Below are 17965 nucleotides of genomic sequence, written 5' to 3'. Positions count from 1 at the left end.
AAACCAGTAAGTACCAAATCATGAAAAAATATATATTTTGCTTAGCACTACTTTTTGTAGGTAGCATTTCTTTTGCTCAAATTAAACTAGAAGGAGTCGTTAAGGATAGTCTAAATAATCCTTTGGAATTAGCCAATGTCATTGCTATAAATCAAGAAACAAGTGGTTTGGAATCCTACGGAATTACCAATGAGCAAGGAAAGTATAAATTAGATCTTGGTAAAAATAAGTCTTACAAAATACAAGTGAGTTATATTGGTTTCAAAACGGTTGAAGAGATTCTAGCTACCAAGGAAAGTGACATTACAAAAAATTACATATTAAGGCCAGACAATTCCTTAGATGAAATAGAACTCACCTATGAGATGCCAGTCACGGTGAAAGGAGATACACTTATTTATAACGCCGATTCTTTTAAAAATGGAACAGAGCGTAAGTTAGAGGATGTACTAGAAAAACTACCAGGCGTAGAGATCAATGAAGATGGTCAAATTGAAGTCGAAGGGAAGGTTGTCAATAAACTCATGGTGAATGGAAAAGATTTTTTTGATGGCGATACCAAATTGGCAACCAAAAATATCCCTTCAAAAGCGGTAGATAAAATACAGGTATTACGAAACTACTCAGAAGTAGGACAACTAAGCGGTGTAACCAACAATCAAGATAATGTCGCTTTAAACATAAAACTTAAGGAAGGGAAAGAAAATTTTTGGTTCGGTAATGTTACCGCAGGTGCAGGGGCTTCTCCAGATAATGAACTTTATTTATTCCAACCAAAATTATTTTATTACAACCCAAAGTACAGTCTTAACTTTATAGGAGATGTCAATAATACGGGTGAAGCAGCGTTAACGAGACGTGATATTAGAAATTTTGGAGGTGGCTTTAGAGCGCCTAGTAGGAGTAGTGGAACCAATATAAACCTTGGGGATAACAGTTTGAATTTTTTAACCTCCCAAGGAAATGCTCTAGAGATTGAAAACAAGCTAGCCACGGGTAACTTTAGTTATTCACCAAATCAAGCGCTAGACCTAAGTGGTTTCCTTATTTATAATAGTAGTCGTATTCTTTCTAGAGAAACAAGCTTTATACAATATACCAATCAGGAATTAGGCATTCCTGATGAAGCGACAGAGCAATCCAGTAGAGAGCGTTCTGATCAGGGATTAATGAAGTTGAGTGCAAAATATCAACCCAATGTCAATAATCAACTAGATTATGATATACTTGCCCGAGTATCTAATGATAGGCAAAACCAACGTGTTTTTTCTTCTGTGATTGGGACAACAAATCAATTAGATGAAGTGACTCCGTTTAGTATCAGCCAGAATCTAAACTATTATTATACGCTTAACGAAACAAATATTTTTTCTTTTGAAGCACAGCATTTACTTAGAAATGAAGATCCATTTTACAATGCACTTTTAGTAAATGATCCTGATGGAGAAGATGCTTTTGACACCACCGCCGAAGGGTTAGGATTAGATACCTCATTAACCAATTATAATCTTGGTCAGGATAGGCGTATTAAATCGAATCAATTAGATGCAAAGCTAGATTATTATAATATTTTGAATACGAAGAGTAACCTTAACCTGACGCTCGGAACCATTTTAAGTAGACAGCAATTTAATTCAAATATTTTTCAATTTTTAGAAGGTGGTTCTATACTTAATCCAACGCCAACATTTAATGACGGGCGTGCCACAAACGACACGGAATATGTCTTTAGTGATATATATGTGGGAGCGCATTACAGAGTGAAAACAGGAAAATTCACCATTACCCCTGGTTTTTCGGTGCATGCCTATGGAAATAGAAATACTCAGTTCGGAGAAACATTTGAAGATAATTTCTTCCGACTTTTACCAGATTTTGAAACCCGAATTCAATTTAAAAAGAGTGAAGCCCTCACGCTGAGATATGACATGCGTAATCAGTTTACGGATGTGACACGACTTGCAGAAGGGTTGGTGCTAAATAATTTTAATAGTATTCAGTTTGGAGAATCTGATCTTCAAAATGCACTCTCTCATAACGTAAGTCTCTTTTACAGTAGTTTCAATCTTTTTAATTATACAAACGTTTTTGCAAGAGCATCGTATTCTAATAATATAGATCAAATACGAGGGTTAACCAACTTTGAAAATGTGATTAGAACAAGCACTTTTTTCAACTCAAATTTCGCCGATGAGAATGCTAATGTATTTGGCAGAGTACAACGTACGTTTGGTAAAATTAGAGCTACGTTAAATGCGAGTTTTAATTACAGTAAAATCAATCAGTTTATTCAAGGGCAACAATCCTTAAATGAAGGATATACACAAACGTACACCCCTGGAATTCGTACTAATTATAAAATAGCGCCTAATGTGAGTTTTAGATACCGTTATAGTGTGACAGATAATGTTCAAGGAGGACGTAAAACAACCTTTGTGATTAATTCTCCCTCTATCGAATTTGATGCGTATATCTGGAAATCGGTAACGTTTCGTACCAATTATAGCTACACTAACCAAGATTTGGGGAATGGACAATCTCAGTCTTTTCAAAACTGGGACGCGACACTTTCGTATAGAAAAGATAGAGATGCCAAATGGGAATATGAGATCAAAGCGACTAATATTCTAGACATAGATTCTCAAGTAAGGAACAGTGCAAATAATCTGTCTGTTTTTACTTCAGAAACGTTCATTCAACCGCGTTTTGTGACGTTTAGGTTTGTATATACGTTGTAGATAAAATAGTCAATAATTAAATTCAAAAAATACCTCTACTTTTTTAACTTAGAAAAAGTAGAGGTATTTTTTTTATCGCGGTTACACACATTTTTCACCTATATCAGGAAAAGATCGGTAGGAATAATAGTGTAACACTTCTTCTAATGCCATTTTAAGGGCTTTGTTGATAGGCAGTATTTTATTACCTAATTGAAAATCTATCTGATTTAGTTGCATATAATATTCTGTAAAAACAGGCACGTGCAATCCTTTTGTAATAGCTTCAGAGGTAGTGTTATAGGCACTTGCTTGTCCTTCTTTAATAATTTTACAGGTAGCCAATCGTAAATTTCCATACTTGTCGGTATTGGCAGCAAATCCAAATAATCGACAGATTAAACCTCTGTATTTGTAATTACTGCAACGCCCTTGTCCTAAAACTGTTAAGGGTTTGTAAATGAAGCAGGTTGGGTGATTTGTTTTTGTGAGAATCTCGAGCGTTTTTTCTGCTTGCCCATTTAAAAATAAGTGAAAAGCCCAAGGCAAAAATTCTAACGGGGAGGCTTCTATGTTGGGATTGGTGCAACACTTTCCACAACCAGAAACACAATGCATTTCTGAAGACTTTTCAAACTGAGCGCTTTCTTGCTCTAATTGATAGAAAAGATCTTCTACCAATTTTACTTTATGCGCTATCGACATTATTTTTTACCGAAGGTAGCCTTAATAAGACCAAGTAAATCATTTATTTCTAAAAAGAATTGATATAGTGATGATTACTGTTTTTGATGCGTTCGGTACAACCCTAAAAACAAAAAAACAGCAATTTTAGTCAACGGTGACAAAAGTCATCTTTTTCCTATCGGTTGTATCCTAATTTTGACCTGTAATTAAAAAACACATATCATTATGAATGCATTATATACAAAAATCAGTACCGATTGGAATGAAAACTTTATTGGCTATTCAGCACTTGCTATTATCTTATCTACCTGTTTAGGTTCTATTGCCATCATGACTACGATGATGCAGGGTAATGGGGTTGCTCAAATGATACAAATATTCTTTGTTGTAGCTGCTTGTAGTGCACACAACGCTTCTATTTTAACCGTACAAAAACCAAATTTGGTACTTAATCTTTTAATCACAAGTGTGATAGTAAGTTTACTAACTATTTCTACAGGACTATTATTTTAAGAAAACATTTCTATGTGTACCCTCATTTCAAAATACAATGTCGCAGGACCGCGGTATACGAGTTATCCAACAGTACCCTATTGGGATCAGGAGTCATTTTCACTACATGCTTGGAAGGAAACACTCAGGGATAGCTTTCGCGAAAGCAATAAAAACAAAGGGATAAGCTTGTATATTCACTTACCGTTTTGCGAAAGCATGTGTACATTTTGTGGGTGTAATAAACGGATCACCAAAAATCACAACCTTGAAGTTCCCTATATACAGTCAGTTTTAAAGGAATTTGTCATGTATGCAGCGTTGTTTGATGAGCGGCCCGTGATCAAACAACTTCATCTTGGGGGTGGTACACCCACTTTTTTTTCGCCGGCGAATTTAGACCGATTATTGTCAGGTATTTTCACTATCGCGAAACAAGCAGAAGATTGTGAACTCAGTTTTGAGGGGCATCCTAATAATACGACCAAAGCACATTTAACGGCACTTTCAGCGTACAATTTCACACGGGTCTGTTATGGAGTACAAGATTATAATCTTAAAGTCCAAAAAGCGATTCACCGAGTACAGCCTTTTGAAAATGTACAAAGCGCCACTGCTGAAGCTAGAAAAGAGGGATACACCTCTGTAGGGCATGATATTATTTACGGACTTCCGTTTCAAACCCAAGAAGATGTGGTGAATACGATCGATAAGACCATTACCCTTCGTCCAGATCGGATAGCCTTTTATAGTTATGCCCATGTTCCTTGGATGAAAGGAAACGGACAACGAGGTTTCAAAGAAATAGATCTTCCTTCTGCATCCCAAAAACGAAATCAATATGAGATGGGTAAGGCGATGCTCACCCAAGCAGGCTATGTAGAAATTGGCATGGATCATTTTGCATTAAAAACAGATGCCTTGTATGAAGCACAACAAAAGGGAACTATTCACAGAAATTTTATGGGGTACAATGCTAGTAAAACCCAAGTGATGATAGGACTAGGCGTTTCTGCGATCAGTGATAGTTGGTACAGTTTTGCTCAAAATGTAAAAAATGTAGAAGAATATCAAAAATTAGTAGCAGATGGGATTCTACCTGTTTTTAGAGGTCATATCTTAACAGAAGAAGACCTCATCATACGCAAGCACATTTTGAATCTGATGTGTACTTTTGAAACTTCTTGGGAAGATACTTCCTTATACTTTCCTGAACTTCCTGATGTGTTGATCAAACTAAAAGAACTAGAAAGCGACGGACTTATCGAAATTCATTCAAAAAAAATGCAGGTAACTCAAAAAGGGCGTCCTTTTGTACGCAATATATGTTTGCCTTTTGATATGCGCTTGCAACGTAAAAAACCAGAAACGCAATTGTTTTCTATGACAGTGTAGTGGATACGGTTTTGATGTTTATAATTGGAAAAAGGAAAGCGGACTGCTTTCCTTTTTTTTGTGAACTGACATTTTTTCAGATACCGCTTTCGCGAAAGCGATCATAACCAGATTGGCATTTTTTTTGTAAAATTTGAGATGTATTTTGAGATCAATATCTTCAATAAGAGGATAAATAGAGTTATTGTTTAATTAATATTTGTTTGTACTATGAGTGTAAATGATGTTAGTAAGTATCCAATCTCTAATTCTGTTCAACAGAATACTTTTAAGCTTGAGGAGCTAGATATGAGATTTGAAGATGATACTTTGAAAATCAAATTGAAATCACCGCTTTTAAGCGCAAATAACTACACGGTTACTCTGGAAAACGGGATTCTTACATTAAGAGTCATAACAGAAAAATTATACTTTGACAAAAACCAAGTTGTTAAAAATCCTGTGTTTACAGAAAGTTTTTTATCGATTCCTAATTTATCATACAACACTATAATCGAAAACTCTTTCACTGGTGATGGTTTATGTATTACTGTTAAAAAACAATATTCAAAAAAGCCATATGCAGCAACGTATGGAGTCACCTAAAATAGTATAGACATGAAAAAAAATAAATATGTTTTGCTCTTGGGACTTATTGCCTTTTTTTCAATATTAACAGGAGCTTCATTAAAAATATGGGATTATGAAATAGGAAACGATTTTCTATTCATAGGACTTGTTGTCACGATGATTATAGTATTCCTAGCAATCCCTAAAAAGAAAAGTTTTTTAGATCGTTGGATCTAATAAATATACCTAGATTTTTTGTTTAACTTAAATTTTAAATTATGGACAAATTAATGACCGTTCAGAAAAATGGAAGTACGACAAATCAAAACAGATTTCAAGACTTCCCAGCGTGGTCTTCATGGATAGACGCTATGTTCTCCAATGAATTACCAGCTTTAATGATGTCTAATTTTAATACAGGTATGACCTTACCCAAAGTAAATATTCGGGAAACTGCCGACGCTTATTTTGTTGATATGGCTGTGCCAGGTATGCGTAAAGAAGATTTTCAGATTGATTTAGACAATCATGTCCTTTCCATATCTTCAGAAAGAAGCGAAGAAAAGCAAGAAAGTGGAGCTAATTTTACGCGAAGAGAATATGGATATGATTCTTTTAAACGCACCTTTACATTGCCAGAATCAATAGAAGAAAATAACATTAAGGCAACCTATCAAGATGGTATATTAAGTGTACACTTACCCAAGAAGGAGGAAGCTAAGCAAACTCCTGCTCGTACCATTACAATTTCATAAAATCGTAAAAGAATTAGCCATAAAACTACACACATCTTACCTAAGATGTGTGTCGTTTATTTCTGTACAGAAATTTATATACAAAAAGAACTAAGATGAAAAGAGAATATATATTTTCTGCCCTCATTGCGTTGGTGATTAGTGCTTCAGTGGTGGGCGGATATCATTATTTTGAAAAATCTGAAGTACAATTAGATCCAGTAGCGATAACAACCCCAACTCAAAAAGTACTTTATGCTGCCAATGAAGATGGGGAAATAACCCCATTAGACTTTACAAAAACGACAGAAAAAGTACTGGATGCCGTAGTGCATATCCAAGCTAAAAGAAAATATGGATCAGCCAATAGAGCTTATCAATATAGACAGCTACCTGACCCGTTTAGAGATTTTTTTGGAGATAGCCCTTTTGGACAATTCTTTCAAAAACCTTATCCAGAAAAACCTCAGGAACAAGAAGAAGAGATGAAAATTCCTGAGTTAGTCCCAATGGGCGCTGGTTCTGGCGTAGTGATAAATACAAAGGGATATATAGTAACTAATAATCATGTGATAGAAAATGCAGATGAAGTTGAAGTGACACTTCATAACAATACGACCTATAAGGCAACTGTTGTGGGTACAGATCCTTCTACAGATTTGGCACTATTACAAATAAAAGCAGATGCGCTGACGGTAATGCCATTGGTAAACTCAGATGATGTTCAAGTAGGAGAGTGGGTATTAGCAGTAGGGAATCCATTTAGTTTAAATTCTACGGTAACAGCAGGAATTGTAAGTGCGAAGGCTAGAAATATTAATATTAATAAAGATAAATTTGCTGTAGAAAGTTTTATCCAAACAGACGCAGCGATCAATCCAGGAAATAGTGGAGGAGCACTTGTAAATCTTAACGGAGATTTAATAGGGATTAATACAGCCATAGCTTCTAGGACAGGTACCTATAATGGATACGGATTTGCTGTTCCTAGTAATATTGTCAGTAAAGTAGTTGAAGATTTATTAAAATATGGGACTGTACAAAGAGGAATGCTTGGAGTGAATATTACAACCCTAAATACGACGCTTGCGAAAGAAAAAAACATTGACGTATCACAAGGAGTATTTATTGCAAATGTACAAGAAGAAAGCGCTGCCGATAAAGCGGGTGTAAAAGTAGATGATGTGATAGTAGCTGTAGATGATAAAAAAGTCAATACATCCCCACAGTTACAAGAATTAATTGCACGCAAAAGACCTGGAGATAAAGTACTGTTACGTCTGATTAGAAACGGAAAAGAAAAAGAAATGTCTGTTACATTAGAAAGTACCTCTGGAACAACCAAAGTCACGAAAAAAGAACATCAAGTACTGATTAGTATGCTAGGAGCAGACTTTGAAAAGATAGATAAAGAAACGGCAAAGAAAAATGATATCGATGGAGGCGTAAAGGTTATTTCTTTATTTGCAGGAAAACTTAGAAAAGAAACTCAAATTCGTGAAGGATTTATTATCACTCATATTGATGGTAGAAAAGTAGTGGATGTAGATGATCTTATGGATGCGCTAGAAAATAAAGAAGGCGGTGTGATGATAGAAGGAATCTATGAGGATATCCCAGGAAAACAATACTATGCTTTTGGTTTAGGATCTTAAAAATAGAGAGATCAAGAATGAATGAAAAAAGGAAAGCGGACCGCTTTCCTTTTTTTTGTGACCCTTCTATTTTGAGTTTTCTTAAACAATCTTACTTGCTGTGGTAAGGTAAAAATTCCTATGAGCGTGATATTTTAGTGATTTCATAACAACAGATTACTTGTGTTAAGAAGATATGGTTAGCTATTGTTTATTGATTTTACCTAAGATGAAAAAGGAAGCATTATACTTCAGGGTGCGTTGTGTCATTCTTTTCTTTATCACTATTGGCTAGGTTATAGATGACCACGATCATCACAATACAGACAATAGCAAACACTCCTATAATGATGGCGCCCATTCCCCAATTGACTAAAGGTAAGATAAGATTTTTCATAATCATGAAATTTTTAATTAGTATTAATTAGTGGCAGCTATGATGAGCTCCTACTTGTTCTACTGTGACCATTTCAGAAGGAGAGATGTAGGGAATCCCTAATCCCAACCCTCTTAATATAAAAAGCATCCCTATAACAACCACTATGACCGGAATTGCTTTTACTATCTGTTGTTTTACGGTTCCTTTTAAAAAATTTCCTAGATAGATAGCGGTAGTCATCAGCGGTATAGTCCCTAGTCCAAAAACAATCATGTACAAACTTCCTTGTAAAGCCCCACCAGTGGCTAAAGCACCAAAAACCGCCATATAGACAAGACCACATGGTAACAGACCGTTTAGGTAGCCTATGGTAAAAAATGTACCTGGATCCTTTTTTTTAAGCTCAGTTCCTATGCTACTTTTTATTTTTCCAACAGCTTTATAAATCGGTTTTGAAAAATTATACCGATTAAAAATTTTGATAGGTAGTAGGATACTTATAATCATCAGGAGTCCAACACCAATAGATAATTGCTGCTGAATCCCAAATAAGTTCAATCCTTTTCCCACCATACCAAAAGCCATCCCAATAATGGCATACATAAAAATCCGACCTGAGTGATAGCTGAGTAATTGCAAGATTCGTTTAGAGCGATTTTTACGATCCAGAGGCAATAAAAAAGCAATTGGACCACACATACCCACGCAGTGAAAGCTTCCTAATAACCCAAATATAAGTGCCGCATATATCATTAGTATACAATTGATTTTTTATACAAATACGCTTTGTTTTCGTATTCAAATTCGATGGTAATGTTCCAGCGACCATCTATCAGCTGTTTGTCAGGTATGAGCAAATTTGATCCGGAAAGGACTAATGGGAAGTCAAAATCCAGTTGCTGATTAGATGGTCGGTATAGGAACACTTTTCCTGTAAGTTTTGTCGGGTCTAGCTCTGACGGAAATGACAAAAGCCACCCCTCATTCGTTTTAGTACCTTCTATCTTTTCTTTAAGATCATAGGTATTTGTTTCGGCATCAATTTCGGTTTGATATGCCATCTCTTTTGCATAGTACGATTCGGTGACCAGATCATGACTATATTTTTTATTGGTGCTCATGGTAATAACCATGTAGAGTATAAAACTCATAAAAGCGACCATGGCTACAACGAGCCCTTTTCCCCAGTTCCATTTCATAATGTATGGCACGCCGTTAGCGTGCAATCTTTTAATTAAACGTCTTTTTTGTTTAGCACTTCTTTTTGTTGCTCTAACTGTTCCATCAATAATTTGGCTTGACAGGCTTTGTTTTGCCCTGGCTGTCCATTTTTACATCCTTGACAGCATTTTTTCTTTTCTGATTCCTTCATAGTTTTCCTATTTTGGGCGTGTCCTTTATCCTTCACTACGTTCAGGAATCAGGTCAGGCTTTTCGTTTTTACGCCTCGCACTTCCTACGTCAGGCTGTGGGGTAACCACTGCAATCCTTCACGCGGGTAGTTGCTACTTTATATATCTTTACACGCTTTTACACTTTGACTTAGCTCTGTATGACGTTTCGCGAAAGCGAATTATTTATAACTCCTAGGGCCTAAAAAAGCCGTCGTTGTGGTTTCTATAAGCGTATCATCACTATAAATTCCTATTTTCAGTCGGTCTTTGTCTCCAGTGAGCGCACTTGCATTTATCTCTATAAACAAAGTCCCTTCTGCAAGTCCTTGTCCCTCCACTTTAAAATCAGTATGAGATACCAACTTGATCGTTCCTTTGTGAGATAGTAACTCAAAATGAACATTATTGATATCATCAACTGTTTTGTTAATGAGTTTAAATGTGTACACATTACTTATGATATTATCTGCCTTACGCTCGTATAGTTGACCTGGCAAACGAAGAATGCGAGCTTCTACATCGTTACGTAAAAACAACATACCTATGAGCACGGCGATGAGGATTCCCAATACGGCAGTGTATCCTTTTAAGCGGGGGGAGAAGGTGAATTTCTCCTTTTTTTCAATGCTATCTTCACTGGCATATCGGATCAATCCTTTAGGCAGGTTGACATTCTCCATCATTTGATCACAAGCGTCTATACATGCTGTGCAGTTGACGCATTCTAGTTGTGTTCCATTACGGATATCGATACCCGTTGGACATACATGTACACACTGAAAACAGTCAATACAATCTCCTTTTCCTGTAGAAGGTCGATCTTCATTTTTCTTAAACTTTGCCCGTCCAGCTTCTTTTTCTCCACGCTTATGGTCGTATGCCACCACAATAGATTTATTGTCCAATAGGACGCCTTGTAATCTGCCGTAGGGACAAGCGATAATACATACCTGTTCTCTAAACCATGCAAAAACAAAATAGAAGACGCCTGTAAAAATTAAGAGCGATACGAGTGTATTTACATTCTTGAAGGGACCTTCTACGATATAGCGAAGCAATTGATCACTCCCTATAAGATAGGCTAGGAATACATTGGCAATGAGAAATGAAATGATAAAAAATATAATCCATTTAAGGACTCTTTTTTTAATTTTCTCTGCATTCCAAGGCATTTTAGAAAGCCGAATTTGCTTGCCTCGATCTCCATCAATCCAATATTCAATACGTCGAAATACCATCTCCATAAAGATGGTTTGAGGGCAGACCCATCCACAAAATAATCGCCCAAAGGCTACGGTAAAAAGGATGACAAATACCACACCTATAAGCATCATAATAACAAATAGATGAAAGTCTTGTGGCCAAAATGGAAAGCCAAAAATATTAAAACGGCGTTCTAATACATTGAACATTAAAAACTGGTTTCCATTTATTTTTATAAAAGGAGCTGCAAACAAAAAGGTCAAGAGTACGTAGCTCACATATTTACGATATTCGTACCATTTTCCATCAGGTTTTTTAGGAAAAACCCAAGCGCGTTTTCCTTCTTCGTTAAGCGTTCCTATGGTATCTCTAAAAGTATCTTGTCCTTGTTCTGCCATTTTTCTGTTTTATGCACTTTCGTACTTCAACTAGCTCAGTATAAACTTCACTTATATGAATCTGCCTGCGGGCAGATTCATATATTTATTGATTCATTGTTATTTTTACTGTGGTCGAATCTGAGACGACTTCTTGTATCTCTGGCGCACCTTTTTCTGGGGCATTTGGATCTACCCAAATAGCTCCTTCAGGCGCTTTAGGTTCTAAAGGTGTTGTTCCTTCTAGTGTTAATACATAGCTAGCCACTTGTGCCATTTCTGCTGGGCTGAGTTCTGTTTTCCATGCAATCATTCCTTTTCCGTCACGACCTCCTTCAGAAATCGTTTTAAATACATTCTTGATCCCCCCACCCAAAATCCAATTTGGATCTGTGAGGTTAGGACCTATTCCACCACCGCCGTCTTCTTTATGACAAGCGACACAGTTCGTTTTAAAAATAGATTGTCCCGCATTTAGATCAGAGGCATCTGCTAGAAATGTCACGGTATTAATATCTACGAGATCTTTAGCTGTTTTTTTCCATTCCTCAATTTCTAGTTTTGCGGCTGCGACAGCAATCTCATACTCTTCTGCTTGGTTATACTCCTTAAATACTTGAAAACGGATTAAATAGATGGCGGCAAATATGATGGTCCCATAGAACATATAGACCCACCATGGTGGTAAATTATTGTCTAGCTCTTTAATGCCATCATAGTTATGATCTAGTATAATCTCATGTTCTTCTTCTATGGCTTTACTCCCTAGAGATTTTCTATACTTTTCTTTAACCCATCTGAATTCTTTTTCTCTTTCTTGAGCTTCTCTTTGATCATATCGTTGCTTTGCTTCTGGAGACAATGTCTTGTAAAGAACCCCTTTGAGTGCCGCAACACAGATCTCTCCTGCGATATAAAAAAGGATAATCGCTCCAAATAACACCCACATCCATGGTTTTTCTATAAATATGGATGTTTCCCCAGTGGTTCCTACATAGTCTAGTAATATATAGCCAAAAACTGAAAATCCGAGTATTCTTAAAAATGATGCTGTTGTTCTCATGATGTTACTTCTTTTAAAATGATCGTATCGTCTTCTAATGGGATATTACTTACCGCCTCTATGTGTGTCTTTTTTGTGGTAAAAACCCACCAAAAAAGTGCTGTAAAGAAGATAAAAAATATGAGCAATGAGATGATAGGATAGACCTCAACGCCTTCTATGTTTTCTAAATTTCCTTTGATAAATTTTAGCATGACTTTACTCGTTTATGTTAAGGGTGGTATCATCACCGTTTTTTATTTTAATATCAGTTCCCATTCGTTGTAGGTAGGCAATTAAAGCAACTACTTCACGATCTCTCATCTCTATGAATTCTTCTGCATTTTCTAATGCATACTTTTTATCTGCTTCGTAGGTCTTCACAAAATCAGGATCGTTGTAAAGGTTCTTCTCTATTTGAGTTCCTTGTTCATCCATCCATTCATAGGCACGTTCTATATCTTCTTTGGTATAGGGGACACCTAAAGAGACCATAGCTTCCATTTTGTCTTGGGTACTTCCTTTATCTAGTTTGTTTTGGATGATCCATTTGTAAGATGGCATGATAGAACCAGATGAGGTACTCTGCGGGTCGTAAAAGTGATTAAGATGCCAGTTGTCACTATACTTTCCTCCGATACGCATAAGGTCAGGTCCTGTACGTTTACTACCCCATAAGAATGGGTGATCGTATACATATTCTCCTGCTTTGGAATACTCTCCATAACGCTCGACTTCACTTCTAAAAGGACGTATCATTTGAGAGTGACAAGAGACACAACCTTCTCGTATGTATAAGTCACGCCCTTCTAATTCTAATGGACTATACGGTTTTACGCTGGTGATTACTGGAACATAATCATCTACGATAAGTGATGGGATGATTTGTACCATCCCTCCAATAAGAATAGCGATCGTAGCAAAGATGGTTAATTTCACAGGGCGTCTTTCTAACCAGGTGTGATATCCTTCTTTTGCGGTACGCTTTTTAGTCACTCTTTGTAGCGGAGCAGCTTCAGCAAGTTCATCGGTAACTTTACTTCCAGCACGTGCTGTCATAATGATGTTATAAACACCTATTAAGGCGCCTACGATAAACATGGTTCCACCAATAGCACGCATCCAGTACATAGGAATGATTTCACTGATAGTTTCTAAGAAATTACCGTAGGTTAATGTTCCGTCAGGATTAAATTGTTTCCACATAGACGCTTGAACAAATCCTGCCACATACATAGGCAATGCATAAAGTATAATACCAAGGGTACCTATCCAGAAATGCACATTGGCTAGTTGGGTAGACCAAAGTTTGGTTTTAAATAGTTTGGGTACCATCCAATAGATCATTCCAAAGGTTAGGAAACCATTCCATGCCAAGGCACCTACGTGTACGTGTGCAATTACCCAATCACTAAAGTGTGCAATCGCATTTACATTTTTAAGCGACAACATAGGACCTTCAAAGGTGGCCATCCCGTATCCTGTAATAGCGACTACCATAAATTTAAGAACAGGGTCTGTACGTACTTTATCCCAGGCACCACGAAGGGTGAGTAAGCCATTAATCATCCCACCCCATGATGGTGCTATAAGCATAATAGAAAAGGCAACACCCAAGTTTTGAGCCCAATCTGGTAATGCAGAATATAATAAGTGATGCGGTCCTGCCCAGATATAAATAAAGATCAGTGACCAGAAATGTACAATGGAAAGTCTATATGAATATACAGGCCTGTTAGCTGCTTTTGGCACAAAGTAATACATCAGTCCCAGAAAAGGAGTGGTCAGGAAAAACGCTACTGCATTATGCCCGTACCACCATTGTACCAATGCATCTTGTACTCCAGCATACATAGAGTAACTTTTTAAAGCACTTACAGGTAACTCCATACTATTTACAATATGCAATACAGCTACGGTGACAAACGTCCCTAAGTAAAACCAAATAGCAACATATAAATGGCGCTGACGACGTTTCAGAATCGTTCCAATGAGGTTGGCTCCAAAAGCTACCCAAATCAACGCAATGGCAATATCAAAAGGCCACTCTAGTTCGGCGTATTCTTTTGAGGTTGTAAACCCTAATGGAAGGGTAACGGCAGCTCCTACAATAATGATTTGCCATCCCCAGAAATTAAGATTACTCAACCAATCTTTCCACATACGGGCTTTTAATAAACGCTGTGTAGAGTAATAGACTCCTGCAAAAATTGCATTCCCGACAAAGGCAAAAATAACGGCATTGGTATGTAATGGGCGCAAGCGACCAAAACTCAGCCAAGAGACGCCATCTGTAAGATTAGGGAATAAAAACATAAAAGCGAGGAGTAATCCTACACTCATTCCTATAATCCCCCAAAATAGGGTTGCGACAATGAATTTGCGCACGATCTTATTATCGTAATAAAATTGTTGTACTTCCATAGTTACTTAGGTTGATCTTTTAATTTGATTGGTTTTTTTGTTGTTTCTGTGTTGGGTAGTGTTGTTTTTTCTTTAATGATTTCATCTTCAAAAAGCATTCTGACAGAAGGTGTATACACATCATCATATTGCCCTTTCCTTACAGAAAAGATGAAAGCCATAAAAAAAATGAGTGCCACAACGACACTAATTGCCAAAAGCATATAAATAATACTCATACCTACCTGAATTATGATGTAAAATTAGGGTTGATGCTTCTCAAAAAAGATGACTTTTGTCAGCTTTCAGAAATATATGTTGGGTCCGCTTTCGCGAAAGCGGACTCTACCTGCACACGCGTTAATTTTTTACCTACTATATGGGTTGCTATCGTCGTAAAAATGACAATACTAATTGAACTTAATGGCATTAAAATAGCCGCCACTACGGGTGATAAATTCCCCGTAATAGCAAAGCCTAAGCCTATGATGTTGTAGCATAGAGAAAACACAAAAGCATAACGAATGATCTGTATTCCTTTTTTAGAAAGTGCTAGAAATTTTGGAATATCTTTAAACTTTGAAGCGTCCAAAATTCCATCACAAGCGGGTGAAAATATGTTTACATTTTCTGATATAGAAATCCCTACATCACTTTGTGCTAATGCTCCTGCATCATTAAGACCATCGCCTATCATTAATACTTGTTTACCTTCTTTTTGTTGATTTTTGATATACCGAAGTTTATCTTCAGGTTTTTGATTAAAAAGTACTGTGGTGTCTGGAGGCAGTAGGGTTTTTAAATAGTCTTTTTCTCCATCATTATCTCCAGAGAGGATCACAATGTTTACTGTTGATTTTAATTGATCAAAAACCTGTTTTACACTGTCGCGATATTCATTGTAAAACACATAGCATCCTTTGTATTGATTATCTGTGCTTATGTGTACGGTTGTTTTGCGAAGCTCTTTTTCTACAGGATGATGTAGCGTGTTTACAAAACCATAGGAGCCTATTTTTATATGATGATTATTGATGACACCTGTGATTCCGTGCCCTACTTCTTCCTTAAAATCGTCTAGTGTTTGAATATTATTTTTATCTAAAACCGCATATAAAGACCTGCTCAAGGGATGATTAGAGGCTCTGAGTGTACTTGTTAGTAGTGATTTTTCCTCCTTTGTTAGAGTAACCCCTTCATAGGTGATGGTGTTTTTTGTACTGGTAGTCAACGTTCCTGTTTTATCAAAAACAACGGTGTCAATATGGGCTAACTGTTCAACGATGGAACTATTTTTTATGTATAATTTATGACGTCCAAAAATGCGCACTAAATTTCCTAATGTGAAAGGAGCGGCGAGTGCAATAGCACAAGGACAGGCAACAATGAGAACAGCGGTAAATACATTCAATGCAATAGCGGCATCGATAAAGAGCCATACTGTCGAAGCTACGATCGCAATAATGAGAAGACTTATCGTGAATTTTTTACTAATTTGATTGGTGAGTGACTCAAATACACTTTGCTTGTTTTTTGAAAAGATTTCGTTAGACCACAATTTTGTCAAATAACTTTGTTCTACAGATTTCAACACTTCTACTTCTATAGAACCGGCTTGTTGTCTTCCTCCTGCATATAAATAGTCGCCAGATTGTTTTGTAACAGGAGCCGCTTCACCTGTCACAAAACTGTAGTCTATTAAAGCGTTTCCTTTAATGAGAACGGCATCTACAGGTAGTAATTCGCTATTTCTGATAAGAATCCGATCGCCTTTTTTGAGATCATACACCTGTGCTTGTTCTTCGGTTTTTGCTTTCGCGAAAGCGGTATCAGTATGAACTCCAGCGGTATCAGTATGAACTCCAGCGGAATCAGCATCACTCGAATTTTCAATTAACCGTGTGACTGCGATAGGGAAGTAGGATTTATAATCACGTTCAAAAGAAAGGTATGCATACGTTTTTTGCTGAAAGAATTTTCCGAGTAATAAAAAGAAAACCAGTCCGGCCATACTATCAAAAAAACCAGTACCAGAGTCGGTTGCAATCTCTACCGTTGACCGAATAAATAACACCGAAATACCTAAAGCAATTGGGACGTCTATGTTTAAAATTTTAGAGCGAAGCCCTTTGTAAGCCGCAACAAAATAATCAATACCCGCATAAAATGCCACGGGGATTGCAAAAGCAAAGATTAACCATCTAAAAACGTATTTATATCGCTCTAGCCAAAATTCATGTACTTCAAAATATTCTGGAAACGACAGGAACATAATATTTCCAAAGGCAAATCCAGCAACGCCCAACTTATAGAGTAGACTTCTATCTACATACGTCTTTTTTTTAGTAGCGTCCTCTAGAGATATATAAGGTTCGTATCCTATTCTTGCGAGTAAGATGGCGAGCTCTTTAAGGGTAATGAGCGTAGAAGAAAAAGTAATACTGACCGTTTTCTTTGAAAAATTAACTTGAGCTGTTTTTACACCTGAGTGTATTTTATTCAAATTTTCTAATACCCAGATACAAGAGCTACAATGAATAGAAGGGATGAGTAATGTTACAATTTGAGTTTCTTGTTCATTAAATTCAAGGAGTTTAGAGACAATTTGCGCATTGTCTAAAAAGTCAAATTTGCCTTCTATACGATTTGGTGTTGTACCTGGAGTGTGTTCTAAATCATAATAATAGGAGAGATTGTTCTCATTGAGAATGTCAAAAACAGTTTTACAACCTTGACAACAAAATGACTTGTCATCATGTGTGATGATTGTGGTGTTACAAAGATCACCACAATGGAAACAACTTTCCATACGAATTTAATTTGCTCAGACTTTTAAAAAAGTCTTCATGATACCTAGTACAAATTTGAACAAATACCCGCTTTAAAAAGATGACTTTTGTCACCTTTCAAACTCCCAATAGGATATTTCTCTACTTGTATTGTTTTAAAGGATTTAGTA

18 protein-coding genes are annotated in these 17965 nt (G+C 36.6%); 7 read left to right on the top strand and 11 right to left on the bottom strand.

The genetic code is table 11. The annotated features are described in order from the left end of the window. The first annotated feature begins 20 nt into the window (after nt 1–20). Nucleotides 21–2738 carry a carboxypeptidase-like regulatory domain-containing protein gene (locus tag ACFO3O_RS13915; RefSeq protein WP_379979827.1) on the top strand — a complete coding sequence of 906 codons (2718 nt, stop codon included), beginning with the start codon at nt 21–23 and terminating at the stop codon, nt 2736–2738. Between the two features lie 81 nt (nt 2739–2819). On the opposite strand, the gene ACFO3O_RS13910 is transcribed toward ACFO3O_RS13915, so the two are convergent. Further along, nucleotides 2820–3422 (bottom strand): YkgJ family cysteine cluster protein, encoded by a 603-nt coding sequence (locus tag ACFO3O_RS13910; protein WP_379979825.1) that lies wholly within the window; start codon nt 3420–3422, stop codon nt 2820–2822. A 207-nt stretch (nt 3423–3629) separates the two neighbouring features. On the opposite strand from ACFO3O_RS13910, the gene ACFO3O_RS13905 reads away from it, so the two are divergent. From ACFO3O_RS13905 to ACFO3O_RS13880, 6 genes are all read left to right on the top strand, one after another. Continuing rightward, nucleotides 3630–3917, top strand: a complete 288-nt coding sequence (locus tag ACFO3O_RS13905; RefSeq protein ID WP_379979823.1) for a hypothetical protein — start codon at nt 3630–3632, stop codon at nt 3915–3917. Between the two features lie 12 nt (nt 3918–3929). Continuing rightward, nucleotides 3930–5291, top strand: a complete 1362-nt coding sequence (hemN, locus tag ACFO3O_RS13900; protein WP_379979821.1) for an oxygen-independent coproporphyrinogen III oxidase — start codon at nt 3930–3932, stop codon at nt 5289–5291. A gap of 210 nt (nt 5292–5501) precedes the next feature. Beyond that, nucleotides 5502–5876: a hypothetical protein gene (locus tag ACFO3O_RS13895; protein ID WP_379979819.1), complete on the top strand. Its 375-nt coding sequence runs from the start codon at nt 5502–5504 to the stop codon at nt 5874–5876. A 12-nt stretch (nt 5877–5888) separates the two neighbouring features. Further along, nucleotides 5889–6077: a hypothetical protein gene (locus ACFO3O_RS13890; protein WP_379979817.1), complete on the top strand. Its 189-nt coding sequence runs from the start codon at nt 5889–5891 to the stop codon at nt 6075–6077. A gap of 41 nt (nt 6078–6118) precedes the next feature. Continuing rightward, the gene (locus ACFO3O_RS13885) at nt 6119–6595 is read left to right on the top strand and encodes an Hsp20/alpha crystallin family protein (protein WP_379979815.1); all 477 of its coding nucleotides are present in this window, start codon (nt 6119–6121) and stop codon (nt 6593–6595) included. A gap of 95 nt (nt 6596–6690) precedes the next feature. Next, the gene (locus ACFO3O_RS13880; protein WP_379979813.1) at nt 6691–8229 is read left to right on the top strand and encodes a Do family serine endopeptidase; all 1539 of its coding nucleotides are present in this window, start codon (nt 6691–6693) and stop codon (nt 8227–8229) included. Nucleotides 8230–8452: 223 nt separating this feature from the next. Here ACFO3O_RS13880 and ACFO3O_RS13875 read toward each other — a convergent pair whose 3' ends face one another. From ACFO3O_RS13875 to ACFO3O_RS13830, 10 genes are all read right to left on the bottom strand, one after another. After that, nucleotides 8453–8605 carry a hypothetical protein gene (locus tag ACFO3O_RS13875; protein ID WP_379979811.1) on the bottom strand — a complete coding sequence of 51 codons (153 nt, stop codon included), beginning with the start codon at nt 8603–8605 and terminating at the stop codon, nt 8453–8455. 27 nt (nt 8606–8632) lie between these two features. Then, complete coding sequence (locus tag ACFO3O_RS13870) at nt 8633–9340, bottom strand: sulfite exporter TauE/SafE family protein (RefSeq protein WP_379979809.1); 708 nt, start codon at nt 9338–9340, stop codon at nt 8633–8635. Beyond that, nucleotides 9340–9786 carry a FixH family protein gene (locus ACFO3O_RS13865; protein ID WP_379979807.1) on the bottom strand — a complete coding sequence of 149 codons (447 nt, stop codon included), beginning with the start codon at nt 9784–9786 and terminating at the stop codon, nt 9340–9342. Before ACFO3O_RS13865 ends, ACFO3O_RS13870 begins: the two co-directional genes overlap by 1 nt. 35 nt (nt 9787–9821) lie before the next feature. Continuing rightward, entirely contained in the window at nt 9822–9959 is a 138-nt protein-coding gene (locus ACFO3O_RS13860) for a hypothetical protein (RefSeq protein ID WP_379979805.1), read from the bottom strand. Nucleotides 9960–10160: 201 nt separating this feature from the next. Further along, complete coding sequence (gene ccoG / locus ACFO3O_RS13855) at nt 10161–11582, bottom strand: cytochrome c oxidase accessory protein CcoG (RefSeq protein WP_379979803.1); 1422 nt, start codon at nt 11580–11582, stop codon at nt 10161–10163. Between the two features lie 85 nt (nt 11583–11667). Continuing rightward, a complete protein-coding gene (locus tag ACFO3O_RS13850) occupies nt 11668–12624 on the bottom strand; it encodes a cbb3-type cytochrome c oxidase N-terminal domain-containing protein (protein ID WP_379979801.1) in 957 nt (318 codons plus the stop codon). Beyond that, nucleotides 12621–12818, bottom strand: a complete 198-nt coding sequence (locus ACFO3O_RS13845; RefSeq protein WP_379979799.1) for a CcoQ/FixQ family Cbb3-type cytochrome c oxidase assembly chaperone — start codon at nt 12816–12818, stop codon at nt 12621–12623. The genes ACFO3O_RS13850 and ACFO3O_RS13845 overlap by 4 nt, the downstream gene beginning before the upstream one ends. A 4-nt stretch (nt 12819–12822) precedes the next feature. After that, the gene (ccoN, locus tag ACFO3O_RS13840; protein ID WP_379979797.1) at nt 12823–15027 is read right to left on the bottom strand and encodes a cytochrome-c oxidase, cbb3-type subunit I; all 2205 of its coding nucleotides are present in this window, start codon (nt 15025–15027) and stop codon (nt 12823–12825) included. 2 nt (nt 15028–15029) lie between these two features. After that, nucleotides 15030–15245: a cbb3-type cytochrome oxidase assembly protein CcoS gene (gene ccoS / locus ACFO3O_RS13835; RefSeq protein WP_379979795.1), complete on the bottom strand. Its 216-nt coding sequence runs from the start codon at nt 15243–15245 to the stop codon at nt 15030–15032. 59 nt (nt 15246–15304) lie between these two features. After that, nucleotides 15305–17815, bottom strand: a complete 2511-nt coding sequence (locus ACFO3O_RS13830; protein WP_379979793.1) for a heavy metal translocating P-type ATPase — start codon at nt 17813–17815, stop codon at nt 15305–15307. Nucleotides 17816–17965: the final 150 nt, after the last annotated feature.

The organism is Dokdonia ponticola (assembly GCF_042653865.1).
GTDB classification, from domain to species: domain Bacteria; phylum Bacteroidota; class Bacteroidia; order Flavobacteriales; family Flavobacteriaceae; genus Dokdonia; species Dokdonia ponticola.
This window is presented reverse-complemented; position numbering and strand designations above follow the sequence as displayed.